Raw genomic sequence first — 26,379 nt, 5'->3', positions numbered from 1 at the left:
TGTATAATCCCTGTTAATAAAATATAAATTAAGCATTTTAAAGTACTTAAACTATGAAAAGTGGAAAAAAATATAAATTTAATATATAATTGTTTAGTACTTTTAAAATATAACTAAATGTAACTAAGGAGAAAAGACATGAGTAGTAACAACAAAATCAAAGGAATTATTTATATAATACTAGCTTCTTTATCTTTTGCAACTATGAACCTTTTTGCAAAATTAGCACTTGAATGTAGCCCATATCAAAAAACTTTTATTTCAAATGCAGTAGCAACAATTATAATTTCTATAATAATACTTAAGAGAAAAGATTCTTTTTTAGGTAAAAGAGAAAATAGAAAATATTTGCTTTTAAGAGGTATTATGGGAACAATTTCTATATTAACCTTATATTATTCTATAGAATCTTTATTGCTTGCAGATGCAACGATACTTACTAAATTAAGTCCGTTTTTCACAATAATATTTTCATTTTTTATATTAAAAGAAAGAATCACTAAAAAGCAACTTATATTTTTATTGTTAGCTTTTATAGGAAGTTTATTTGTTATTAAGCCCCAATTTAATGCAGCTATAATACCAGCATTAATGGGTGTTATTTCTGCATTGAGTGCTGGTGTAGCTTATACAATGATAAGAGTTTTAGGTAATAAAGAAAGCTTTTTTACAGTTATATTGTCTTTTACTGGTATAGCAACTATAACTATGAGCCCGTGGATTTTTGTTAACACAAGTGCTTTAACCTTAACTAATATAACATTTTTAATATTAGGAGGGCTTTCATTTACATTAGGACAAATCTTTTTAACATTGGCATATAAAAATGCTCCAGCTAGTGAAATATCTATGTTTGATTATATTGGTCTTTTATTTGCTGCAGTATATGGATTTGTTCTTTTTAAAGAAATACCTGACTACCTATCTTTAATAGGTTATGGAATTATTATTGTAGTATCTATAATTAATATATACTCTTCAAAATCTAGTAAATAAAAGAAAAGAGTCATATCCAATTTAAAAGTGATATGACTCTTTTCTTTTATTCTTTTTAAAATGGTTTTAATCCATCAAATACCCCTTGTATTTTATTCCATGTATTATAATCTACATTTCCAGTTTCATCAAGCCCGAAGTATCTTTGAAAATCTAATACAGATTTTTTAGTTTCGGCATCAAATACCCCGGTAATTTTAGGCTTAGATATAGTTGGATATATATCTGAAATAACAGCAAGATGATATTGAAGTAACCTTACTTCATCTCCTATAGATCCTTCTTTTAGCATATAGTTAGAAGTCAATTGGTTTTTATTGCTTTTAGGGAATGTACTTTCAATTTCATAATATATTTCAATAAGCTTTTCCCAGGTATTTCGTCCTACTATACCATCAACTAACATATTAAAATACTTTTGAAAAGCTAAAACTGCATTTTTAGTATCTTCATCAAAAACTCCAGTAATTTTAACTTTTGGTATTTCGTTATAAATATTAGATATAATTAATAAATAATATTGTAAAAGTTTTACTTCATCCCCTGTAGAGCCTTCTTTAAGAGTAACATATTTATACTCATCAGTACTACTAAGTGCTTCTACTTCTTCTAAATTTAAAACAGCAGCATAAATAAAATAAATTCTATTCCATGTAGAAATACCTACTATTCCATCAGGTATTAAATTGAAAATATTTTGAAATGCAATAACTGCTTTTTCAGTAGCAACATCAAAGAACCCATCCACTTTTGGAATTTTAGGTATAGCAGTATAATTATTACTGATTTCATTTAATTTTAACTGTATAATTTTAACATCTTCTTCTTTACTATTTAGCATTAAAGTGTTTCCAGGATAAGGCGCTAACATACCTTCTATATTATTAGCCATAATTAGTGAAATATCATATCCATAATAATGTTGTAATATTCCAAAACCGTCATAGCCTCTAATTGCTAAATCCAAAGATCCCCATTGGGATAAGCCGTTACAAGTAACTGTTATACCATTACAAAATGTTGCAAATAATGGTTCAAGTAATCCTATTTTAGATATATATTGATTAAATATATCATCAACCATTTGGCTTACATTAGTAAAATAATTTCGTCCTAATTCAAAACATTGATCATATGCTTTAGAATTAGTAATTTCAAAACTATATCCTTTATCTCTATACCATGAGGTATAAACTCTATTTAATGCAAAAGAAACTTGAGCACGAATATTTGCTTTTAAAGCTTCACTGCGCCAAGTTGGGTAAATTTCACTACAAGCAACATTTTTAATATACTCCGGAAAAGCTACTGTCACATTTTCCCCATATGCATTTGGTTCTCCTAAATGAACAGTTATATATTTAGGAATATATGTCTCTTTTAAAAGATACTGCGCTACTTTTGGCCCTACTTGTTTATTCCTTGGCTCACTTAAAGTAAGTTGATGTGGAGGAATATTTAATATGTTTTCTTTTATATTACTTTTAGGATTTTGAAGAAACATTTCTATCTTTTGAAGAGCTGTTACATTTGGGAAAATCTGAACTCCATTTATAACCGTAGGTATATACCCTTCTGCCTCTGCTGTAATAGTATAAAGTTTATATGGTATTACCTCATTTTGAGCTGTTTGTGAAAATTCTTCTGCTGGCGCTTCTAATGCTATTGTTTCTGCTATTCCACTAATATTAGTGTACAACACTTTTTCAAAGGATATATCTTCATCGTTAAATTTACGAATAGTGACTTTACAATTTTGAACTGGCATAGCTTCTTTTGCAAAAGAAACTTGAACCCTTATATATCCTGTAGCCATAAAATCTCCTTTAGAAAGTTCTATTAATATAAATATATGATATAATTACATTAAATATGTAGGAAAACTTACTTATAGAATATAGATTTATAAAAGTCTCTATAAATACTGAATATATTTTTCAAAATAAAAAATATCTATAAACTAAAAGTGTTTAGTTTATAGATATTTTATTAATTTTAGATTTTATTATTTAAATCCAAGTAATAAACCTACTTGATATACAAGTACTGCCGCTATCCATGCAACTACAAATGTATAAACCGCTGTGAATAATGTCCATTTCCAAGAGTTAGTTTCTCTTTTTACCGCACCAAGAGCAACTAAACAAGGTGTATATAATAAAGACATTACCATAAAAGATAAGGCAGATAGTGGAGTAAATATTGATTGAATTGCAGTTGTTACTGCAACACCTTCTTCTACACCAGCATAAATTAATCCCATTGTGGCAACAACAGTTTCTTTAGCTAATATACCAGTTATAAGAGATATACCTGCTTGCCATGTTCCAAAACCAGCTAAAGTAAATAACGGAGCAAAGAAACCACCTATAATTCCAAGAAGTGATTCTTCACTATTAGGTTCAACACCTAGTGGGAAGTTAGATAGTGCCCAAAGAACTACCATTACAGGTAAAATAACTTTTCCTGCTTTTTTTATAAAGGCACCTGCTTTATCCCACATTAACATTACAACATTTTTGATTGATGGTACTTTATAACTTGGAAGTTCCATTACAAAATAAGAAGGTTCACCTTTAAATAACGTTTTACTAAATATTTTTCCCATTAAAAGTGCCACAAGAAGTCCACCAGCATAAAGTCCGAATAATATTAAAGCTTGATTTTTCTCAAAGAATGCTGTTATAAATAATAAATATACAGGAAGTCTTGCACCACAAGAAATAAATGGATTTATAAGTATTGCAATCATTCTATCTTTTTTATTTTCAAGAGTTCTTGTTGCCATTATACCAGGAACATTACATCCGATACTAACAAGCATAGAAACAAAGGTTTTTCCATGAAGACCTAAAGCTCTCATTAATTTATCCATAACATAAGCAGCTCTAGCCATATAACCACTGTCTTCTAATATACCAATTAAGAAATACATCACCATAATTAAAGGTAGGAAAGCTATTACAGCTGCTAAACCACCAAAAATTGCATCGCTAACAAAACTTGATAAAACTTCTGGAGCTCCTACATTTATAAGGAAAGCACCGGTATGTTCCCCTAATGATGCAATAAGACCATCAGTCCAATCTTGAATTCCTGCACCAACAGTAAATGTAATTTGATATAATAAATACATAATTATTCCGAATATAGGAATTCCTAAAAATTTATTAGTTACGACTTTATCTATTTTATCTGAAAAAGTTTCTTTAGATTGTTCTTTTCTAGTTACAGTATCTGATACAATTTCAGATATTACAGAATACCTTTCATTTACAATAGCCATTTCCGGTTCAAATCCAACTTTTTCTTCAATTCCTTTGTAACATCCTTCTAGTTGCTTTTTCAACTTATCATCTTCATCGATATTAAGTTCTCTTTTTATATGAGAATCATTTTCTAAAAGTTTTAATGCAGCCCATTTTGAAGAAAGAGTGCTATATTTAACATTTTCTTCAATAGATTTTGCTAAACCTTCTAACTCTTTATTGATATCTTCACCATAATTAATTTTTATATTTGAAGTATTAATATTATCCTTTATACTAGCTTTTATAAGATTATCTATACCTTTATTTTTTACAGCAACTGTTGGTATAACATCTATCCCTAGTTTTTTAGAAAGTTCTTTTATTTTAATAGAAATTTCTTTGCTTTCAGCCTCGTCCATCATATTTAAAGCTATAACTACTTTAGCTCCCATTTCTATTAATTGAAGTGTAAGATATAAGTTTCTTTCTATATTGGTAGCATCAATTACATTTATAACTACATCTGGATTATCTTTTACTATGTAATTTCTTGCTATAACTTCATCTTCTGAATAGGCACCTAAACTATAAGTGCCTGGTAAATCTACAATTTTATACTCATTACCTTCATATTTTAAAATACCTTCTTTTTTTTCTACAGTAACTCCTGGCCAATTTCCTACATGTTGTCTAGCTTTAGTTAATATATTAAATAAACTAGTCTTTCCGCAGTTAGGATTACCTGCTAATGCTATTGTCTTCATTTTAATCCCCCTCTTTGATAATGAAAGTTATTATCAATAAAATTTTAAAAAAATTTTCTTTAAGTTGCTATCATAATATTTTTAGCTATATTATTATCTAAAGCAAATCTACTATCCTCTATGGAAATTATAAGACTTCTTCCATCATTTTTAATTATTTTTATTTTATTACCTGATATAATTCCTAATTCTCCAAGTCTTTTGTTTAGTCCATCTTTCATAGATATAGATTTCACTTCCACTGTATTACCTTCTGTTGCTAAATTCATAGGTACTATCATAAAATCACCTCTTTTTATTCTCCGCTAATAACTTTAGCTTCATCTTTTCTAAGGGTTAATTTGTATCCCCTTACTAAAATCTCAAGTGGATCACCAAAAGGCGCTTTACCAGTTACTTTAAGTTCTACACCTGGTGTTATACCCATATCTAAGAGCTTTCTTTTTACAGCACTATCTTTTTCTATACTTTTCACTTTAATTTTCTCACCAATGCTTAATTGATCCAATGTGTTCATAATAACCTCCCTAGTATATTACTTTTAAATATATTAACTAATTTTTTTTAATAAATTGATTCCCTTTTCAGTTATTTCCCAATCAGTTTTATCATTTAGTTTCTTACTGTTACATCCACAGGAGCATTTTTCACACATAGATACATCACAAATTGCTTTTTTTATATACCCCATATTAATCAGCTTTTCTTTTAAATCATCAATAATAGGTTCAGGCAATTTAAGTGATTTAGATATAGCTTTAGTTGAAAAATTTCCTTCCTTATGTAAAAAGTTCAAAACTTTATATAACATAATATCACCTCTTTCTTTAATTATATATATTTAAAGCAGTTAAGCATGTACTACTTATTCTGATTTTCAAAAATACGACGTATAAATAAACTTAATTTTTAAATCATACAATATATCTAAAATTACATTTCAATGAAATATTTTACTTATATTACATATTTGCTTTCCAAAGTAATATTAACACATTCATATTCTAATTGCAAGTGATTATCAATAATATTTGATTTGAAGTTTCATTGAATAAAAATGTGCTATTAACAAACTTTTTAAGTTGTTAATAGCACATTTTAGTTATTATAAATTAAATTTTATATGTCTTTATTTTCAATTTCAACTTTAATATTTTTAATAAATTCTTCTAAAGCAACAGTTCCTTGATCACCGTTTTTTCTAGTTCTAAGTGAAATTGTTTTGTCAGCAACTTCTCTTTCACCTATAACTATTATATAAGGAACTTTTTCATTGCTAGCTTCTCTAATTTTGTATCCTACTTTTTCATCTCTATCATCTAACTGGACTCTTATATTATTATCCTTAAGAGTTTTAGTTACTTCCATTGCATAGTCATTAAATTTATTTGATATAGGAAGTACCTTTACTTGAACTGGTGCTAACCATGTTGGGAATTTTCCAGCAAAATGTTCTATTAATATACCAATAAATCTTTCGATACTACCTAAAATTACTCTGTGAATAACTATCGGTCTATGTTTTTCACTATCAGCTCCTATATAGTTAAGATCAAATCTTTGTGGAAGTTGGAAGTCTAATTGGATTGTACCACATTGCCAAGTTCTTCCTATACTATCTTCAAGATGGAAATCTATTTTAGGACCATAGAAAGCTCCATCACCTTCATTTATTTTGTATTCCATATTTATTTCATCTAGAGCTCCACTTAATGAAGATTCTGCAATTGCCCATTCTTCATCACTACCCATAGAATTTTCTGGTCTTGTTGAAAGTTCTACACTATATTTAAATCCAAATTTTGAATACACTTTATCAATAAGTGATATAACACCTTTGATTTCTGATTTTATTTGATCTGGTAACATAAATATATGGGCATCATCTTGAGTAAAGGCTCTAACTCTCATAAGTCCATGTAACGCTCCTGAAAGTTCATGTCTATGAACTCTTCCAAGTTCTGCAACTCTCATTGGAAAATCTCTATATGAATGTGCTTCTGATTTATATACAAGCATTCCACCAGGACAGTTCATAGGTTTTAATGCAAATTCTTCTTCATCTATAACAGAAGTATACATATTTTCTTTATAGTGATACCAGTGTCCTGAAGTTTCCCATAATTTTTTATTTAACATTATAGGTGTTTCTATTTCTATATAGTTATCTTCTATATGAAGTTGTCTCCAAAAATCTATTAAAGTATTTTTTAACACTACACCATTTGGTAAAAAGAATGGGAATCCTGGTCCTTCTTCCATAACTGTAAATAATTTAAGCTCTTTACCTAACTTTCTATGATCTCTTTTTTTAGCTTCTTCTAAGTTATTTAAGTATGCATCAAGGGCTTTCTTATCTTCAAAAGCTGTACCATAAATTCTTTGAAGCATTTTATTTTTTTCATTACCCTTCCAATATGCACCTGCTACACTTAATAATTTAAAAGCTTTTATATATTTTGATGATAGAATATGTGGTCCTCTGCAAAGATCAACAAAATCACCTTGTTTATATAGTGAAATGTTTTCTCCTTCTGGTAACTCTTTAATAAGTTCTATTTTATATGGTTCACATTTATCTTCCATTAATTTTATCGCTTCTTCTCTTGATACATCTATTCTTTCAAATTGAAGATTTTCTTCTATTATTTTATCCATTTCACATTGAATTTTTTCTAAATCTTGTTCTGAAAAAGCTTTTTCAACATCAAAATCGTAGTAGAATCCATTGTCGATTGAAGGTCCTATTGCTAATTTAGCATTTTTATAAAGTCTTTGAACTGCTTGTGCCATTATATGAGTAGTTGAATGTCTTAAAACATCTATAGCTTCTTTATCTTCATATGTTAAAATTTCAACTTTATCATTTTCTTTTAATTTATAACTTAAATCAACTAATTCATCATTAACTCTCCCTACTATAGCTACTTTTGCTAATTTGTTGCTAATTGATTTAGCAAGTTCATATACACTAATATTTTCCTCTATTTCTTTTATTGAATTATCTTTTAATGTTATATTTATCATTTTCATTGTTATCCCTCCAAAATATTTTTTATATAAATTCTCAAACTTTTAATGTTTAATTTTCAAAAATTCCTTATCAATTGAAAATATAAATTTATTTTTTAAAAAGATTTATGTTTATTATTTTTTATTGTAAAGCTATATAATACGTCATTTCTAAGTATCGCCATAAAACATTTTTAATTATTTTATAATAAAGTTTCTATTCTCATTTGATAATAAATCCTTAATATTATAATTCTATGTACACTTTTAAAATTATATTTTAATTATAAATTTTAATATTACACATAGTTTGTAATTGTTTTAATATTAAGAGAACTTTTGTTTTTGCATTTCAATAATTTTATGTAAAACTTTAGCTTAATTTATTATTTTATTATTAATTTAAAATCATTACTGATTTTGGGTAAAACAAAAAGCATCCATCCCTGTTGGGACGAATGCTGTATATTCGTGGTTCCACCCAAATTGAATTAAAATTCAATTCTTCTCGTTTTAATAACGGCATCTAACCGATGACATTTCACTTTAAAAGCTAATAAGCCATAACTCCAGGGTAGTTTTCTTATAGTCATATTTGGGAATACTTCCAGCCAGTGATATTCCCTCTCTGTAAACTGTAACCTATAATACTCTTCCTATCATAGTTTATTTAATATTTAATTTGCATTTATTTGTGCACAAATTCAAATATATAACCTTTTCAGAAAAGATTAATAATTTATACTTATAGTATCATACTAAAATTACTTTGTAAACACATTTCTGAAAATTTTTTATAGTTTTTTAAATTGTACTTATGATTTATTCAATATTTTAAAAAACTGTATAAAATAACATTTCATTTATTGATTTACTAATAAATATTACTATATAGTAATTGTATTTAAACATTACCAAGCTTTATTTTCTAGCTTTTTTTTCGGTTTTATATGAACTAGTAAATTTTCTAACATCAAGTAATGTAAAATATAAACCAAGTATTCCAGGTATAAGTCCTACTTTATCTCCTGCGGCAAAGAAAACTATTAAACCTCCTGTAAGACAAAATATTCCAATACATCTAAAAAATACGTTAAATATCTTTAGAGTCTTTTCACTCATTGTATCCCATGCACTTCGATGAAAATAATTTACCTTTCCTGTTTGTGCATTTTTTTCTACATTCTTTATTTTTTCTTCTTTTTTTATTTTTTGCTCTTCATTTATTCTTTCAATACCTTCTTTTAAATAAATCTTAGCATCATTAAGTTCTTGTTTCATTTCTTCTTTAGTTTTAGCCATTTAAAAGCCTCCTATAAATAAATTTGTCTAAATTATACCAACTATAGAGAAAAAGTACAATTATTTTCAATTAAGTATAAAATAATAATAAAAAAAGTAAAAGCTACAGGACACGTAGAAAAAGTTTAATGCTTTTTAGGATTATAATTTTAAAAAATTTAAATATAAAACCAGTACCATTTTATTAAGTACTGGTTTTATTATATTTCCAACTAAAAAATATAATTAATATAATATTGTTTAAAACATAAATAAGTAAGCCTAGAAAGTTCAAACATAACTAACTTTTATTTAAATAATAAAAAATGTCCCTAAATACATACTCCAATATTATCTAGCAGAATATCTCCTTTAACTCCTTTATCAAAAACAAACTTTATAGTTTTTAATTTTTTAATATTTAATTTAGAATTGTTTTTAACAAATTCTTCTATTGGAAAAGTAAAATTTTGAAGTTCATGTTCTATTGTATTGTTTTTAACTAAAAAGTTGTTTTTATATAAATTAGACCTTAATGGAGGATATAACGTATAGTAATCTTTTAATAAAATAGATGAAACATTTCCATTAACATCTTCCAATTGAATTGTAAAATCTACATCATTAAATTCATTTTTTAAAACATCGTAATTATCCATTCTACATGCTGAAAATTGCAGTATTGAGTTATTATTTATATTCTCTAAATAAATATCATTCTCTGGAAGTGATATACTATAAAAGCTTCCAGAACCCTTATACCATCTAAGTCTAACCGCTGTATTTCTAGTAGAAGAACCATCCCTTCTTCTGACCTTTTCTTCACGCCATATGGTAAAATTCTTTCCAAATATAGAACTATCTTCTAAAGACGATGTTTTTAAATCTAAATCTTCTTCATAATTAGCTATAACTTTAAAATTACTATCTTCATATTCATTTACATATACAGTTCTAGGTAAATCATTTTGAATACTTTTATAGTTTATAAACATATCTTTGTATTTATTTTTATTCTTTAGAGTACAATCAAAAAAACCAGTTAAATATCCTTTCAATATATTTTTTTGATCTTCATCTTTAATAATTGGCTTAGTGTTTAAAAACCATCCCATTGGTTTGTTAAGATCATATCGTCCCCAAGTACTATTGAATTGACCATGGTTTGCTCCATAAATATAAAGATAACTTTTAAAATAATCTTTGCCATCAGTGAATTTAACATTATCATATTGCTCTCTTCCATCAAATTCTGTTACATCTTGGTCATAAGAACCATGAACTGAAAAATAATTAATATTTTCTAATTCTACTGACTTACCGGAAGGTTTATATTGATTATAAGTAGGTGCTATACTTACTATAGATTTTATATTATAGTTGAAATTAAGTTTTATATCTCCATCATCAGGATAGTAACTTAATTTATTAAATAATGCAGCGATAGCTACTGCTTCTCCGCCTCTTGAATGTCCTACTAGTGCAATATTATTCATATCTATTTTATTATAAAGTGGATTTTCTTTATCATTATTAAATTTTTCAAATTCTTTTATATTATTTAGCATCATAACTGCCCTAGCATCATTTTCATCAGCTAAATTTGAATTTATATAAAAATTCAAAAAATTTTCATTTATAGAAGCTACAACATATCCTTTACTTACAAGGTGGTTAGCTAAATATTCATAACCTTCATGGGACGGTGTAGTCATAGTATGATTTCCATGAGCAATTAAAATTAGTGGCAGTTTTTCACCTTTTTCAGGAAAAAGCACATCCCCTGTTATAGGTACAGAATAAGAATCAAATCCCCAATATATATTTCTAAGTTTACCTATAATTCCTTCTTCATCAGAAACATATGGTGATAAATTTACTTTTGAAGTTTTTAAATTATATTTATCAGATGAACCATAACTTAACTTCTTTACTGAATAATCCCCTTTTCTAATAAGTTCACTAAAGATAGAAGAATCGTTATTATTTTCAACCCTTAATGATAAATACTTTTCAGTAAGATTCTCATCATATCCTTTAAATCCAATAAAATATATCATAGAAATATTCATAAATAATGAAAATATAAATATTGACCATATAAATCCATTTTTTTTGCTTTTACTTAATAATTTTAAAATACTATATATAAATATTAATTGTATAATTCCAATAGTAATAGCTATAAAAACATCCGCCTCGAATGATGTGTCTATAAAGAAATTTGTCACGAATGTATAAGAAATTATAAACAATCCAATTATAAAAGGAAGATTTTTTATAGGTATTTTTTTTATAATTAAAGATACTAACTGTAAAATAACAATAAGAATTATCAAACCTAAAAAAGTAGCGGCAGTAAATACTATAAAATCTAAAACTTTAGGAAGACCAGTTCCTAAAAAGGCCATTTCCAATCCTACCATTAATGAAATCAATAACATAAAGATTAATTTTACATATCTATATTTATCAAAATATGTATGATGTATATAATTTTTAAGATTCATTTTAAATTTTTTAAACATATCAATCCTCCTAATATGTGGATACTAAATTTGTATCTTTTATTTTTAGGTTAAAATTAAAATATAGGAATCTAAAATCAACATTTAATTAAAAGATTTAGATTCCTAAAAAATAATCAAACATTAGTCAAAAAAACTTAATTGAGATGTTCTGTCATATTTATAATCATCAATGATTTTATTCATATTATAAATTATATTGCTCTTATCGCAGTGTTCTTTAAAAATATCATATAAAATTTTTCTATTTAATGATTGACAATTATATTTTAACCTAAAATTTGTTTCATATTTATTTTTTATATGAGGAAAGTTGTTATCTAATTTCTTATAAAAATATTCCCTTTGATTATCTCTTAAAGTTACTCCAAAATAAGGATATATAAATTTTGCTCCACAATTTTCTGCCCTTTTTATTATACTTTTTATATTTTCTTCATTATCATTTATAAAGGGCAAAATTGGCATCATTAAAACACCACAATATATACCGTTATTTGCTAGTTCCTCTAAAGCTTTAAATCTTTGAGAAGATAAACTAACATTTGGCTCTATCCTTTTACACATATTATCATCAAAAGTTGTTATAGTCATTTTTACACATACAGGAGAAATATCATTAATATTTTTTAATATATCTATATCTCTAGTTATTAAATTACTTTTAGTGGCTATTGCTACACCAAAGTTATACTTATTTAATAACTTTAACGATTGTCTAGTTAGGTTTAATTTTCTTTCAAAAGGATTGTAAGGATCACTCATTGCTCCTGTACAAATAACACCTTTATTTCTTTTAGATTTTAATTCACCCTCTATTATTTTTAGTGCATCTTTTTTTATTTTAACTTTATCAAATTCTTCAATTCCATAGCAACTACTTCTAGAATCACAATAAATACAACCATGACAACAACCTCTATATATATTCATTGTATAATCTGCTCCAAACCAATAGTTTGGATGAGCATTTTTTGTAATAATAGTCTTACAGGGTATAGATTCCATTATTCTTCTCCAATTAATTTATTTCCACCTTTTTAAAGTAGGTAAGAAACTTTTTAGATTTTCTCTAGCAGCTTCCTCACTAAAATCTTTATGTGCATTCATAAGGTGAGGAACACAAGCCTCTATCATTTCATCTAATGAAATATCTGCCTTAAACTTTCCATTACTATAACAATAAACACAATATTCCTTATTATCACTAACCTCATTTTCATTTACTAGTGGCATTCCACAACTTTGACAAAAATTCATATTAAAACATCCTTTCAATTTATAAAATAAGTTGTTTTTGTAAGCCTATAAATTTTATTATCTGCTTTAATATGATATTATCAAAGAATAGTTGACAACTGTTTGTCATATTAGAAATTATAATTCATTAAAGTTTTCTTTAATCTTCTAATAATTTCATCTCTAACAAATTTAGGCTCTAAAACTGTAACATTATTACCATAAGATAATATATGATCATAAACCCACTCACCTTCTGGATAGCTTACAGTAACATCATAGGTTCCATCTTGATTTTTTATTATAGAATTTTCATCATAAAAATCATAAATTTTATATAAAACTTCTTTACTAAAACGCAATTTTAAATTTATAACTTCAAAATTCATTTCACGTGATAAATTTAAATCTACTTCCTTACGTATAAATGTATCGTCTTTAATCTTAAAATTTTTAATTCTACTAAGTTTAAATATTCTAAAATCCTTTTTTTCAATAGAAAAGCCCCATAAATACCATTCTTTGCTTTTAAAGATAAGTTTATATGGATGTACTTTCCTTATGCTACTAACTCCAGTAGAATTTATATATCTAAACTCAATTATCTTCTTTTCTAATATAGAACCTTTTATATCCTCAAAATTATAATCTGAATTTAGTTTATTTCCCCAGTTAGAAAAATCAACAGCAACCCAATCATTCACATTCATATTCTTAAATATAGCTCCAAGCTTATTTAAAACTTTATCTATATTTGGAATTTTCGTAGCTTTTAATGTACTTAATGCTAACATTAAACTTTCTTTATCCTTTTGCGATAACATAGCTTTATTAATGGTATATTCTTCTATTAAAGATATTCCACCACCAGTACCTTTGCTTGCATATATAGGAATACCTGATAATGAAAGCTCTTCTATATCTCTATATATCGTTCTAGTAGATACATCTAACTTTTCTGCTAGTTCTTTTGCAGTAACTACTTTTTTATTTAAAAGGGTTATAATTATTTCAACTAATCTATTTATTCTCATAACATCACCTAAAGTAATATTAACACACTTAAACTTAATTTAACTATAGAGTTACAAGCTGAATTTCTAACTTATTCACTTATGTAACATATTTTTTAATAACACTTATAAGTATATATAACATGTAAACTTTAAATTTAAATCTAAAGGCAATGTATATGTTTACATATAATTCCAATAAATATAAAGAGTTCAAAATATATAATCCATTTTATATATGTAAATAGGAACTCTTTATAAAAACTCATTAAATAAAATCTTTTATATTACTATTCTCACTTATCATACCTTCTATTATTGGCTTTTTACTTGTTAATATAGTAGTGATTCCTGGACCATGACCCATCTTAATGCAATCACTATGAATTACAACACCTATAGAAACTGATCCTGATAAATATCCCCTTCCAAAGGTATTATCACAATCTTTTAAAAGTACTAAATCGCCAAATTTTAATTTATTTATTCCATGTTTTCTTACTTCAGATATATCTGCTGTCATAATATCATAATCACCAGTAAAAGAAGTTGAAGCACCTATACCTGACCCCATCAAATAAGGTGGTATTATAGCGGCAACATTAACTATAAGTTTCCCATCATATTCTTTTATAGGCAATTTTTCAAAAAGATTTGGGTCTATATTCATAACCGTTATATCTTCGTAATTTAAAAGCTTAAGCCCTTGACCGTATGCTTTTATTAAAATTTTATCATCAACAGCTAAATCATCTAAAATATCATCTTCAAAATGTATTAAAACATGATCTATTCCACCATGCATTCCTGTTACATACCCAATTCCGCCTTTTCCATCACCAGAAACTACCTTTGCAACATTTCCTATACATGAAAGGGTAGTAAGAGCATTATTTTCTCTAGAATCTGGATTTTTTATTGAAACACCTGGTTCTATATGGTCTCCAGATAAACCAAAGGCACTGTCACCAATCTTAACATTATAACAAATTCCACCGGTTGCAGGTAAAACCATTGGTTCCCCTTCATGACTTATTCTATAAGGAGATGGTGGAAAAGCTGGATGATGAATTTTACCTTGAACACTTTGCATTACAACTTTATCTTTGTTAGTTTTAACCAAACCGAACCCTCCTTTAGTAAATTTTCATATTTATTAAATTCTAGTGACTTCTTAATAAATCCTTTATTTTACAACAAAACAAAAACTTTTTAATAAATTATTCATAAAAGATATATGATAACTCAAAATAAAAACCTCTACCACTATAAATAAGTAGTAGAGGTTTTATTATAGATAATTCATAAGTGCAATTAAATACATAGTGTATGATATTGGAGAGTTTTTAACAGTACTTGAGAAATATTTAAGCTGATTATATGTAATATCTTTTAAAATTTTATCCTTAGTTATTTTGCTTAATTTGACTAAGACGTAGGCTGCTACAGAATTACCGGATGGAATTGCTCCATCATAAATTTCCTTTGGCCTTGCAATAAGTTTTTCACTATCTTTACCATATAGGAAAAATCCAGAACTGTTTTCATCCCAAAACTTATCAATCATTTCACTATTTAATGATATTGCTTTTTCTAAATATTCCTTCTCATTAGTTCCTTCATAAAGCTCTATAAATGACCATATTAAAAATGCATAGTCTTCTAAATAAGCAAAATAAGCTACATCACCATCCTTATATCTAGCTAAAAGCCTATTATCTTTATTTATTAGATTGTTTTCTATGAAAGCTATAGCATCTTTACAAACTTTTAAATACTTTTCATCTTTTAATATAGAATAAGCTTTAGCGAAGGCTGTAATCATAAGAGCATTCCATGAAGTAAGTACTTTTTCATCCTTATGTAAAGTAGTTCTTTCAAGTCTATAATTGAAAACCTTTTTCCTTAAATCATTTATTTTTTCATCATCATTTTCAAAGGAATTATTTTTAAGTAGATTTGCAATACTTTTTCCTTCAAAATTTCCTGAAGTAGTTATATCAAAGTAATTATTAAAATACTTTCCATCATCTTCTCCTAACACTTCACAAATTTCAAGAGGATTAAAAACATAAAATTTACCTTCATCACCTTCACTATCTGCATCCTGTGCACAGTAAAAACCACCGGTATTACTTGTAAGTTCTCTTAAAACATAATCCATAGTTTTTACAGCTACATTCTTATAAATTTCTTTTTTAGTTATATCATAAGTTTCTAAATATGCCATAGTTAATAATGCATTATCATAAAGCATTTTTTCAAAATGTGGAACAAGCCATTTATCATCAGTAGAATATCTAGAAAAACCATATCCAATATGATCGAAAATACCACCTCTATACATTTGGTTTAAAGTTTTTTCAACCATTTCTAAAGCTTTTGGTTCATTTTCTAACTTATAATATTTTAGTAAGAACATGAGTTTATGAGGTGTAGGAAATTTAGGGGCTTTATCAAATCCACCATTTACAACATCAAAAAATTCTAAACACCATAAATAGCCACCTTCAATAATGTCTTTTCCTATTTCATCATCTGTAGTTGTTGGCTGAAATGCATTTTGAATCTGCATCATAACATCTTCACTTGCAACTGTAATAAGCTCTTTATCACTTTTCCATTGCTCACTTATACTACTTAGAATATCCATAAAACCTGGAACATTATATTTTGCATGTTTAGGAAAGTAAGTACCAGCGTAAAAAGGCTTTTGATCTGGAGTAATAAATAGAGTAAGCGGCCAACCACCACTGCCAGTAAATGCCTGACAAACTGTCATATAAATACTATCAACATCAGGTCGCTCTTCTCTATCAACTTTTATAGATATAAAATTATCATTAAGAATTTTTGCAACTTCATCATCCTCAAAACACTCATGAGCCATAACATGACACCAATGACAAGTAGAATAACCAATACTTAAAAATATAGGTTTATTCTCATCTTTAGCTTTTTCAAAAGCTTCATCACACCATGAATACCAATTAACAGGATTATAAGCGTGTTGAAGAAGATAAGGGGATTTTTCATTTATTAAATTATTAGGTACTTTCTGATTTGTTACCATAATATCATCTCCAATAACTATAAATTCATTTTCTATTTGCTATTACACTAATAATATACCCTTTGATCCTTAAAATATTAAAAAGCCTATCTATATTTTGATAGGCTTCTAAGTAGCTAGTTATTAGCTTTTCTGTATTAATATCTATTCATGATGCACCTTGGAAAAATACAGTACAAAAGGCTGTTGCTGATTTTATTACTCCAAATGCACTTTTTACATTTATGAATAGCCATATTTATTGCTCCAAATAAAAAAAGCTCCCAAGGCAATATCCTTAGAAGCTATAATATCATTTAATAATTCACCCCCCTAGAGTTAACTACGAGGCTTTATTTATTTCCATAGTTTAAAGTATATCATAAAAATACTGACAAGTTACTATCAGCTCACCAACTTACCTCCAACTTTCAGAAAATCTATTGACAAAAGTAATTTATTTGTTGTTGTTATAATTTCTTTCTATACTTCATATTATCCTCTTCAAGACCTTTTTCTATTGCTCTTATACCTTTTTCCTCTAGGTATTCTTTATATATCCTTCTAACTATTTCAGCCTGCTTTTCATTTATAATAAGTTATCCATTTTCGTCATATGTATATCTATATTTAGGGCTTCCCGGAATATTTTTTTCTATTAAACAACCTGTAATTTCTCCTTTTTTAAGCCCCCCTTATCTGTTCTTCTAGTTTTGCTATTCTTTCATGTTGTTTTCTATCATTTGTTTCATTGTAGGTCTATTAGCCATATCTAGTTGCTCATAAACTAGCATACTGACTAGTTATTTATTTGAACGTAGCTTAAAACTTTTACATAATAAAAAAAATAACCACAACGCTTGTAGCTACTTAATTTAAACTTTATATTTTGCGATTTTTACCTATCCCAATTGTTTAATTCTTCTAAAATTGACACGTGAGAGGGCTGCGATCTTTAGCATGTTCTCTTTAGAGATGCGTCCCCTATACTCCTGTAAAACTTCTATTAAAACATATCTCGGTGCATTATTCTTTAATGTAATAGCTGCACCATTTTCATCTACCATTCTTGCAACTCTAGAAAAATTTTGATTAGCCTCTGATATTATTTTTTATCATGGCATATCTTACAACGCTGTTGCCAGTTGCTCTCATCCCAAAACAATTTATAATCTCCTCTATTGGTAATAATATGATCAACTACTGTAGCATTTATTATCTTTCCTTGCTTTTGGACTCAAAACATATAAAAATAAAGAATGGGTCTTTGGAACCCTTAAAACTAAAAGTTCTCATAGAACCATTCTAATTGGAAATACACTTGTTAATATACTAAAACATCATAAAAAACAGCAATATGAAAACAAATTAAAACTACTGTACAATTAAAATAAACTCTTACTTTTTTTCAATTTATTCTCTCAAGCATTTCTCCTCTATTTGATACTTTTTTCAAGCATTTCCTCTCGTTTCCCCATCTCCTTTTTATCCCTCTGACCCCTTGAAAATCAAAGAATTCACCCTTTTTATCAACCTCTTTTCTCCTTCATTTTCTCAACCTTTTTCACTTGCATTTTTGGTATGCAAAAAGCCCACTAGCATAGCCTGTGAGCTCTTAAATCAAATTTTCATTACACTAATAGATAAAATTAATCCAATATACTAATTATTCTGTTTGCTTAATTTTTTAATTTCTTCATTTATATATATTTTTTTAATAAACTCCTCTAACTGCTTTGTGCTATTTTCAACATATCCACTATTTAATTTAAATTCATCTCTTAAATGATTAAAAACCATAACTCATTTACATTATCTATTTGAGATTTTATAAATTCTTTTTCCACTCCTAACTCCATCATTATTAAAACTCTTAAACCCAATGGCATATACTTAGTTATATAAAATATTTCATCAGCACTCATTACATTTTCCTTATTACTATCATCAAAATGAGTATAATAATTTCTTGTAAGTGTTATTTTGTTAGCATTCCTTTTTTATCTTCACTACTCATATGTATTATAAAATCTAATTCTGTAAATAAATCTTTAATTCTACTATTTAAATTTGGTTCATTAGAATATCTTAATCTTTCTTCTAACCAAGGTTTATATTCTTCATTATCAGTTTTATCAATAATATACTTTACTCTTTTTTCATGTTCCTCTGAATCTATCTTATAATTATTTCTCATTCTTATCGAAAAAGCCTCAAATGCTTGTATTACTTTTAAAAATGACATTGGTATATAAAATACTTTTTCATAAGCTTCAACTAAATAATTTATTATAGGTTTTAATTTCTCATTTTTTTCATACCAACTTTCTAAACATTGTTGAAAGTTATCTTGAATAAATTGGTATGGGACTAATATTTTATGTAATGTTTTATCAGAATCCTCATTTAATATCATGCCCTTCCAAGATATTAAAATTTTATTACCACTTTTAGTTAGAACTTCTATATTATATGTATTAACTTTTTCACCTATACATAAAGTTAAAAATTCTGAAAAATCATAAATTAAATCTAAAGTTGATTCAAATAATTTTTCTTTTAAATCTTCAAATTTTATATCTGTACTTTGAGTCGTTGTACATTGTTTTAGAGAATCTCCATTCATATTTGCATTAAAACTAATTTTAACCGTAGGGTCGGTTAACCTATATACCTTTTGCGCTAGTAGTTTATATCTTAAAACAAATTCCTTATCATCATCTTCATTACGAATTTTTCTTTCAAAAGGAGCAATTCTAATCTGTTTACTTGAATCTGTATACCTTGAACTTGCAGAGCTAATTTTAATATCATTAACAGAAGCAAAGTGTTCATCAATTATCATATATTGAAGAGTCTAACTTTTATTTGGTATACCGGCATACTAAAATTATTTTAACAACACTCTATCAATGTAATTTTCTTTTCACATTGGGTAAATCCATTTATTGTATTAATATTATTATGCTTAAAGTGTTCTTTTAACTCTCCAAACACTCCATATAATTGTAATTTTAACTTATCATCATTATAAATCTTTAAATTTCCATATAACTTATTCTTTTCATTAAATGGAAACCACTAGTAACCTATATATTCTTTAATGTTTTCCAAAATCTTCTCCCCCTTTTTCTAATTAGTCATAGTTTTTATGTCCTAAATTATATAATTAATTTTTTTTATAAAATATAATAAATTTCTATTATTTTCATAAACTTTTGCAAACCACCTCATGCTACTTTTCTATTCATTAAAAAATGTCCCTAATTCTATCTTTGAATTTGAATATAATTCATATGCAAATATTTTATTCTTTTCTAACCAAAGGTGAAAATGAAGCTTATTAGATATATTTCCGCCCCTATCTTTTATTAGTTTTACTATAGCAACAATATTATCTTTAATATGTTTTTCATAATCATACAAAACATTTGAATAGTGTTCACATAATCTAATTACTTCCATACTGTGACCTGATGACATATAGCCCATCCCTATAGGGAAATACACAACTCCTTTTTCTACTTCAACTATAGTTGTTACATGTGATTTTCTTAACATTGCATATTGTTTATCTGTTAGCTTAGGAGTCACAGACTCTATTTCTTTCATTCTAAATTGTCCTATAGACTCTGGCCAATTTTCATGTAATATTCTTATCATTTTTTGTTTTGTCCACGCTCCATGTTTATATATATTTATAAAGTATGCATGTCCCTCATCAAAACGAGCAAATAATAATGGCGCTGTTCTCTTTATAAACTTTGTATTTTTATCTATTTCAGTACCCAAATGTAAGTGATATATGCCCCAATCATTAAGTAAGTCATCATGATAACTTAAATTTAAAATCCTTTTACTTAGATATGGGTATATATTTTCGCCTTTTTCAATTTTATCTTTTAACAAGTTTAATGCTTTTTTAAATTCTTTAGGACATTTAAACTGGTTAGAAATCATTACTTTTCTGGGAATTGGCTGTATTAATCTTTTCCTTAAATTAAAATAACTAAAGCATATATCATCTCCAGTTTCTTTTACAATATATCCATATGATTCAAGCTCTTTTTTTAATCGACTAATCCAATCTTGTTTAAAATTAATTATAACATTATATCTATATGGCATGTTCCCTCCCTAATGTTTCAAAAGTTTATGCTATTTAATAAATTCTTTTATTGATTCTTCAAATTTAAATATTTCTAATATATCATAATTCCTTTGAGAAATATTAATCCCATACTCTGGAGCACTTTTTTGCCCTGGTTTATCATATGGTCTATCAACAAATACTTCATTTGGAACTTCCCATGCCTCTGAAGGTATTAAAAATATATCAGGTGATTTTCCATCTTGGAATACTAATAATGTTAAATATAAATTTTTATTACTTATATCAAATTTACTTTTCTGCATAAATACATAACCTTTTTCAGTTTTAGATTTTACTTGAATTTCACAAAAACGCCCCTTTTTATCTTTTACAATAAAATCTATACCATGGTCATCTACTTCTGTAGTATATACTTCTAACCCATATGAAGCAAATTCCATCTTAGCAAAATATTCGGCATATCTTCCCAACTGTAATGAATTTAAATTACTCCAATTTGTATTTGGCATATTTTTCTCCCTGTGATTATAATAAATTAATATTGCGATACTTATATCATATAATCTTTTTCCACAAAATGTAATAAAATTTCTTTATTTCCTATAAGTTTCCTAAAACCTCTTCTATAATTCTTCTAATAGTTTTATTATTTCCACCAAATCCTGCATACAGTTGAACCTTATATGCAGTTATATTTATCCCCTTCAATATCATCTGATCAATAGTCCATTTAATTTTTCTAATTCTATAAGAGTCTATATCCTCTTCAACTTCATTTATATATTGATGTATTTTTACAAGCTTTTTATTATTAAACCCTATTGTAGTTCCAAGCTTTCTTCTAACAGCTTGTCTTGTTATTCTTATTGGTTTTCCTTCTTGATTTAATAGTTCCTTTACTGAATTTTTTGCCAACAATAAAAATTTATTATCTCTTTTTTTCCAATCAATAGTCTCTGCTCTTAATGGTTTTCTTTTAATCCTTGGTGTTAATTCATGATACCAGTTTGTATCATGTTTATATATCCATGTATGTATTCTCTTACCTATTTCTTTTAATTCAGCCCTTGTTTTATTTGAATTATTTTTTATAATATTCAACCACTTTTCTCTCATGATATATTTATCTAATTTAGGTGTTATATAAATCTTTGCATCTCAATAATATTATTTGATATCGTTCCTCATTCGTCATTTTGCTATTCCTCCTTAACAAATAGTAATCTAGTAATTACTCTAAATTAAATATTTGTTAAGGAGTTATTTAAGAATTTAATTTTTTCATAATTAGGATACTGTTTTATTTAATTCAACAATTGCATCTATCTTTGACAATCCTAATTTTTTTGCCACATAATACCTAAGATATTTATCATACAACAAATATTTATCTTCATTTTCAATAACTACGATTGGTTTGTCTAAAGTTTTATGTTTTTGATAATATTCAATTAGTTCATTGACTTTACCTATGTGCGGTTCTATATGAAATATATGTTCATCAACTATAATTTGCGACATTTTAATTTGGACAACATTATTATTTTTAATAGTTGATACTGTAAAATTTTCATCTCCATTCAACACTTCACTTGTTTCTTTTTCCTTTTCAATATTGTTATTATTAGATACCATTTGTTTTTCTCCAAGCAAACGATAAATTTCATTTATAATTTTCTCTTTCAAAGCATATTCCTCAAAATAATCTAGAATATATGTACCTCCAAGAACATTTAAATACTGTGTTGCTTTTCTAAAAATCTCTCCGTTTACAGAAGCACCTCTATCTTCATGAAACTTTATAGCGGACAAAAAACTCCTACAAATCATAGGATTTGATGAATACATATTACTATAAAGTAAATCATTAACTCTTGTTGTAAAATCTCTTTTTAATACTTCTGTTAACTCAAAATGATTTTTTCTGCTTTCATCATATGTTAATTTACCTATCCACCATAATTTAGAAAGAGTATTACGATAATTACTAGCTCTTATCCCATAACCAAACATATAACGCGTTTCAATATTCCTTGCAATGGGAATCTCTTTATCATAGTGCCATCTATAACGCATAAATTCCCACAATTGTCCATGTGCTAATCCAGCCCATAATCTCTCATCACTAGCATCTGTTTCACTTAAAGTTTTCATTGCAGCATATATTCGTTTAACATTTTCAAGATCAGTTGTATTAGGCTTATCACTTGACATATCCAATGTAAATTCATCAAACTCTTTTTTATATTCCACAAAAGGAGATTCTCTGTTGAAAAATTCCATTATCCAATCATTGGTTTGATTCATATATTTTCTTGTATTTGTTTCCAAATTACCTCGAAGTGTATCTAGTGCATCTTGTTTTAAAAAATACAATTTCATACTTCTTCATCCTCCTCTCCTATACTTATCATTGAAGATAATGCCCTCTTGATTGGTAAATCTAATAATTTTTGTGAAAGCTGATATGTAGGTATGTTTTCCAAACATTCACTATCCAAACTCAATTGGGATTTTTTAAAAGTTCTATCGATAGATTTATACCATCTATAACTTTCATATTCATCTGTACCATTTTGCTTTAATATTTCAAATGCATAAAGTAAAGCGGGCATAATAATCATTGAATGTAACACTGGAAGATACAAGGGCCTATTGCAAACATTTTTATAATTATAAAAGTCCTCGTTTGAAAGCCAAATCTTGATTTTATGACCATTAATATCTATTTGCATTCCTTGATTATCATTAGCATTTCTTCTTAAAATTGAAAATATTGAAGGTATATTTGACATTTCATTCATTTCTTTTGTTATATCAATATTAGTTTGTCCACCAATTCCTAATATACTACCTTTTGAAATATTAAACATCATATTTGCATAATCTTCATTTAATTTAGAATTAATATAATTAGGAATATTTTCTTTAGCAACTATAAATGAACATATAGATACTTTACCGTTTAATTTTGATTCAGCTATTCTTTTTATATTTTCAGTATCACATGTTTTAAGTATAGAACGATATGATGTTTGTGAACATTCAATATGAAATAAATACTCAGCTTTATTTAACTTAATAAGATTTTGTAATTCAGCATTATCCATAAACACATTCATTTTAATAACAATATCTCGTATGTCTCGCACAACTTTTATATCAGAGATAAATGAACAATCTATGTAATCATCCGAAAAAGAACTAAGTACCGGATAAGGATATAACTTATAACGAATATCCATATAAAGCCACCTCCATTGAGCAACTTTCTACATATTCTAGCTCAAATATTATTGATAGTTTTTGTTTCTCTATAAAAGAATTTAGAAATATTTTTCCATCATTACAGTGTAATTTTTGATTTCTGTTAGATTCTAATTTTGCTGATTTTATTGAAGCATTAAAATTACTCTGTTCGCCAGAAAGTTTTACCATTACGTATCCTTTCTGAGCATTTTTTTCTGGTGTTAACACCAATTTATATTCATTAGGTTTTGTCCCTGTGTTGAAAAGTCGAGTTTGAACTAATCCTATCTCTACCCATTTTTTAATCCCATTAGTTCCATCAATTTTTCCGGTTGCACCTGTAGGTGTACCATTACCACCAGAACTATTATTTTTTCTTCCTTTATGAGTCCTCGCTGTACCATCAATATCGTCGCTATCAATTGCTATATTTCCATACGCATCTATTTCCTCATCTAAGGAATCCCCATTTATTTTTGATATTCCTTTAGGTATCTTAACCTTTTCAATAACTTTAATTTCTATATTCTTTGTTTTATCTGTAATAGTTTCCTCTTTATCATTTTGATTTTGATCTTGTACCATAAATAACTCGTCAGGCAAATATTCGCCAACACCATCAGCATCTATTTCATCAGTTTCTTCATTTCTTCCCATCTGTATTACAACTTCTTTTATATACCGGAATAATTCAGTTCTTATTTTTTTAGCTCTCTTTTTATCTGAATGAAAACCTGGCTCCCAAGCATTATGCTGAGGTGTTTCCATTTCTCTAAAAAATTTATTAACTTCTATCCCTTTTAAAGTTAGTATTGCTGCAAAGGGTATAGTGCTTGATATATTAGCCTTATCAAATATTTTCATTCCACTACTTCGACACAATAAGGCTCTCCGATGTAATTCTGGAGATATTAACACTTTTAATTCTATTTCACCCAGACCGGAAAAATCAGTAATAAAAGTTTCTCCTTCAGTTAAGGCATGATAATAATTATAGGTCCATTTAATATGATTTTTATAATCATTTAGAACAAGCGGAAGAGTTTTCTGCGATATTTCAATATTCCCAACTTTAATAACTATTTTGTTGTTATAAATAGCAACTAAGAACCCTTCTAAAATTGATTTAACAATTTCAGTTTTCCACTCTTCTTCATCAATAAATCCCATTACATATATATCTGTTCCTGTATTATTTCCTCGAGAATATGTAGAATCAATACCCAGTTCATAATTAATTGCTGAATTTCTTGATGTTTGTCCAAAATATCCAGTACCTTGAGTTATATTTCCTTCATTATTTTTAAAAGAAACAAGTTTTGAAACACCTTGTGTAGCACAAAGACCATCTTTATCAAAAGTACTATAAATTAAAGTCCTTAAATTAGAACAGGCATACGGTGCAGACTTTCCTATACCAAAACTACCTCCATCGGAATCACCTTTATCCGAGACGCCAGATGATTTCACAAGATTTTGCCAAGGCGTAATGTCATATTCTTTGTCTGAACCAGTAAGACCTGTTGTATTGAAATCGCTTATTCTCAATACACACAACTTTTCTTTATCCAAAACTTTACTTCCATTTTTTAAAAAATCAACAGCTTTTTTATTATTTCTTGCAATCCAAAAATCTAAACACCTTGTCCATACATCTAAAAAATCATTATATCCCGGTATACTATCTTTACCAATATATATCTTTTGAAAATCCACTATAACAGGTTCATCATCTTTCAAACGTGCATCTAGTGAATTCTGACATATCTCACGAGCCAATGAATTGTATATATTTGCTCTAAATGTTTCAATCCCAGCTTCACTAATACCTGTTAACGAGCCAAAATTATTTTCAGGAAACTTCCAACCTATTCCCATAC

General features: G+C 27.0%; 25 protein-coding genes and 1 other annotated feature. Of the genes, 1 reads left to right on the top strand and 24 read right to left on the bottom strand.

Annotated features, from left to right (window positions below; translation table 11 throughout):
- Positions 1–138: 138 nt before the first annotated feature.
- Positions 139–996, top strand: a complete 858-nt coding sequence (locus tag AZI32_RS02085) for a DMT family transporter (protein WP_061994260.1) — start codon at positions 139–141, stop codon at positions 994–996.
- A gap of 55 nt (positions 997–1,051) precedes the next feature.
- Here AZI32_RS02085 and AZI32_RS02080 read toward each other — a convergent pair whose 3' ends face one another.
- The 24 genes from AZI32_RS02080 to AZI32_RS01980 form a co-directional block, all read right to left on the bottom strand.
- On the bottom strand, positions 1,052–2,812 hold the full coding sequence (locus AZI32_RS02080; protein ID WP_061994259.1) for a peptidoglycan-binding protein: 1,761 nt from the start codon (positions 2,810–2,812) through the stop codon (positions 1,052–1,054).
- 189 nt (positions 2,813–3,001) lie between these two features.
- Entirely contained in the window at positions 3,002–5,011 is a 2,010-nt protein-coding gene (gene feoB / locus AZI32_RS02075; RefSeq protein ID WP_061994258.1) for a ferrous iron transport protein B, read from the bottom strand.
- 59 nt (positions 5,012–5,070) lie between these two features.
- A complete protein-coding gene (locus AZI32_RS02070; RefSeq protein WP_010297197.1) occupies positions 5,071–5,292 on the bottom strand; it encodes a FeoA family protein in 222 nt (73 codons plus the stop codon).
- A gap of 14 nt (positions 5,293–5,306) precedes the next feature.
- Positions 5,307–5,528 carry a ferrous iron transport protein A gene (locus AZI32_RS02065; RefSeq protein WP_010297200.1) on the bottom strand — a complete coding sequence of 74 codons (222 nt, stop codon included), beginning with the start codon at positions 5,526–5,528 and terminating at the stop codon, positions 5,307–5,309.
- A gap of 33 nt (positions 5,529–5,561) precedes the next feature.
- Complete coding sequence (locus AZI32_RS02060; protein WP_061994257.1) at positions 5,562–5,822, bottom strand: FeoC-like transcriptional regulator; 261 nt, start codon at positions 5,820–5,822, stop codon at positions 5,562–5,564.
- A 308-nt stretch (positions 5,823–6,130) separates the two neighbouring features.
- Positions 6,131–8,038, bottom strand: a complete 1,908-nt coding sequence (gene thrS / locus AZI32_RS02055) for a threonine--tRNA ligase (RefSeq protein WP_061994310.1) — start codon at positions 8,036–8,038, stop codon at positions 6,131–6,133.
- 432 nt (positions 8,039–8,470) lie between these two features.
- Positions 8,471–8,695, bottom strand: a binding site (T-box leader).
- Positions 8,696–8,944: 249 nt separating this feature from the next.
- Complete coding sequence (locus tag AZI32_RS02050; RefSeq protein WP_061994256.1) at positions 8,945–9,325, bottom strand: hypothetical protein; 381 nt, start codon at positions 9,323–9,325, stop codon at positions 8,945–8,947.
- A gap of 311 nt (positions 9,326–9,636) precedes the next feature.
- A complete protein-coding gene (locus AZI32_RS02045; RefSeq protein WP_061994255.1) occupies positions 9,637–11,832 on the bottom strand; it encodes an alpha/beta hydrolase in 2,196 nt (731 codons plus the stop codon).
- A gap of 123 nt (positions 11,833–11,955) precedes the next feature.
- Positions 11,956–12,840, bottom strand: a complete 885-nt coding sequence (locus tag AZI32_RS02040) for a radical SAM protein (RefSeq protein ID WP_061994254.1) — start codon at positions 12,838–12,840, stop codon at positions 11,956–11,958.
- A gap of 18 nt (positions 12,841–12,858) precedes the next feature.
- Positions 12,859–13,092 carry a zinc ribbon domain-containing protein gene (locus AZI32_RS02035; protein ID WP_010297217.1) on the bottom strand — a complete coding sequence of 78 codons (234 nt, stop codon included), beginning with the start codon at positions 13,090–13,092 and terminating at the stop codon, positions 12,859–12,861.
- Between the two features lie 110 nt (positions 13,093–13,202).
- On the bottom strand, positions 13,203–14,105 hold the full coding sequence (locus tag AZI32_RS02030) for a YafY family protein (protein WP_061994253.1): 903 nt from the start codon (positions 14,103–14,105) through the stop codon (positions 13,203–13,205).
- 247 nt (positions 14,106–14,352) lie between these two features.
- Entirely contained in the window at positions 14,353–15,207 is an 855-nt protein-coding gene (locus tag AZI32_RS02025) for a DUF4438 domain-containing protein (RefSeq protein ID WP_061994252.1), read from the bottom strand.
- Positions 15,208–15,375: 168 nt separating this feature from the next.
- Positions 15,376–17,157 (bottom strand): thioredoxin domain-containing protein, encoded by a 1,782-nt coding sequence (locus AZI32_RS02020; RefSeq protein ID WP_061994251.1) that lies wholly within the window; start codon positions 17,155–17,157, stop codon positions 15,376–15,378.
- A 449-nt stretch (positions 17,158–17,606) separates the two neighbouring features.
- Positions 17,607–17,729, bottom strand: coding sequence for a recombinase family protein (locus AZI32_RS18900; RefSeq protein ID WP_275934968.1), 123 nt, complete (start codon positions 17,727–17,729; stop codon positions 17,607–17,609).
- 309 nt (positions 17,730–18,038) lie between these two features.
- Entirely contained in the window at positions 18,039–18,245 is a 207-nt protein-coding gene (locus AZI32_RS02015) for a hypothetical protein (RefSeq protein WP_061994250.1), read from the bottom strand.
- Entirely contained in the window at positions 18,242–18,325 is an 84-nt protein-coding gene (locus AZI32_RS18730) for a hypothetical protein (RefSeq protein ID WP_345968950.1), read from the bottom strand. Before AZI32_RS18730 ends, AZI32_RS02015 begins: the two co-directional genes overlap by 4 nt.
- A 592-nt stretch (positions 18,326–18,917) precedes the next feature.
- Complete coding sequence (locus AZI32_RS18245) at positions 18,918–19,118, bottom strand: HEPN domain-containing protein (RefSeq protein ID WP_345968949.1); 201 nt, start codon at positions 19,116–19,118, stop codon at positions 18,918–18,920.
- The gene (locus AZI32_RS02010) at positions 19,115–19,981 is read right to left on the bottom strand and encodes a HEPN domain-containing protein (RefSeq protein ID WP_061994249.1); all 867 of its coding nucleotides are present in this window, start codon (positions 19,979–19,981) and stop codon (positions 19,115–19,117) included. The genes AZI32_RS18245 and AZI32_RS02010 overlap by 4 nt, the downstream gene beginning before the upstream one ends.
- A gap of 398 nt (positions 19,982–20,379) precedes the next feature.
- Entirely contained in the window at positions 20,380–21,264 is an 885-nt protein-coding gene (locus tag AZI32_RS02005) for a hypothetical protein (RefSeq protein ID WP_206406623.1), read from the bottom strand.
- Positions 21,265–21,294: 30 nt separating this feature from the next.
- A complete protein-coding gene (locus AZI32_RS02000) occupies positions 21,295–21,759 on the bottom strand; it encodes a DUF4365 domain-containing protein (protein WP_242865248.1) in 465 nt (154 codons plus the stop codon).
- Between the two features lie 91 nt (positions 21,760–21,850).
- The gene (locus AZI32_RS01995; protein ID WP_082761104.1) at positions 21,851–22,366 is read right to left on the bottom strand and encodes a TnsD family Tn7-like transposition protein; all 516 of its coding nucleotides are present in this window, start codon (positions 22,364–22,366) and stop codon (positions 21,851–21,853) included.
- A 171-nt stretch (positions 22,367–22,537) separates the two neighbouring features.
- Positions 22,538–23,632, bottom strand: a complete 1,095-nt coding sequence (locus AZI32_RS01990) for a DUF6339 family protein (RefSeq protein WP_061994247.1) — start codon at positions 23,630–23,632, stop codon at positions 22,538–22,540.
- Positions 23,629–24,495, bottom strand: coding sequence for a hypothetical protein (locus tag AZI32_RS01985; RefSeq protein ID WP_061994246.1), 867 nt, complete (start codon positions 24,493–24,495; stop codon positions 23,629–23,631). Before AZI32_RS01985 ends, AZI32_RS01990 begins: the two co-directional genes overlap by 4 nt.
- Positions 24,479–26,377, bottom strand: coding sequence for a hypothetical protein (locus tag AZI32_RS01980; RefSeq protein ID WP_061994245.1), 1,899 nt, complete (start codon positions 26,375–26,377; stop codon positions 24,479–24,481). The genes AZI32_RS01985 and AZI32_RS01980 overlap by 17 nt, the downstream gene beginning before the upstream one ends.
- Positions 26,378–26,379 lie beyond the last annotated feature (2 nt).

It is taken from the genome of Clostridium sp. ATCC 25772, from assembly GCF_001573875.1.
GTDB classification, from domain to species: domain Bacteria; phylum Bacillota; class Clostridia; order Clostridiales; family Clostridiaceae; genus Clostridium_J; species Clostridium_J senegalense.
This window is presented reverse-complemented; position numbering and strand designations above follow the sequence as displayed.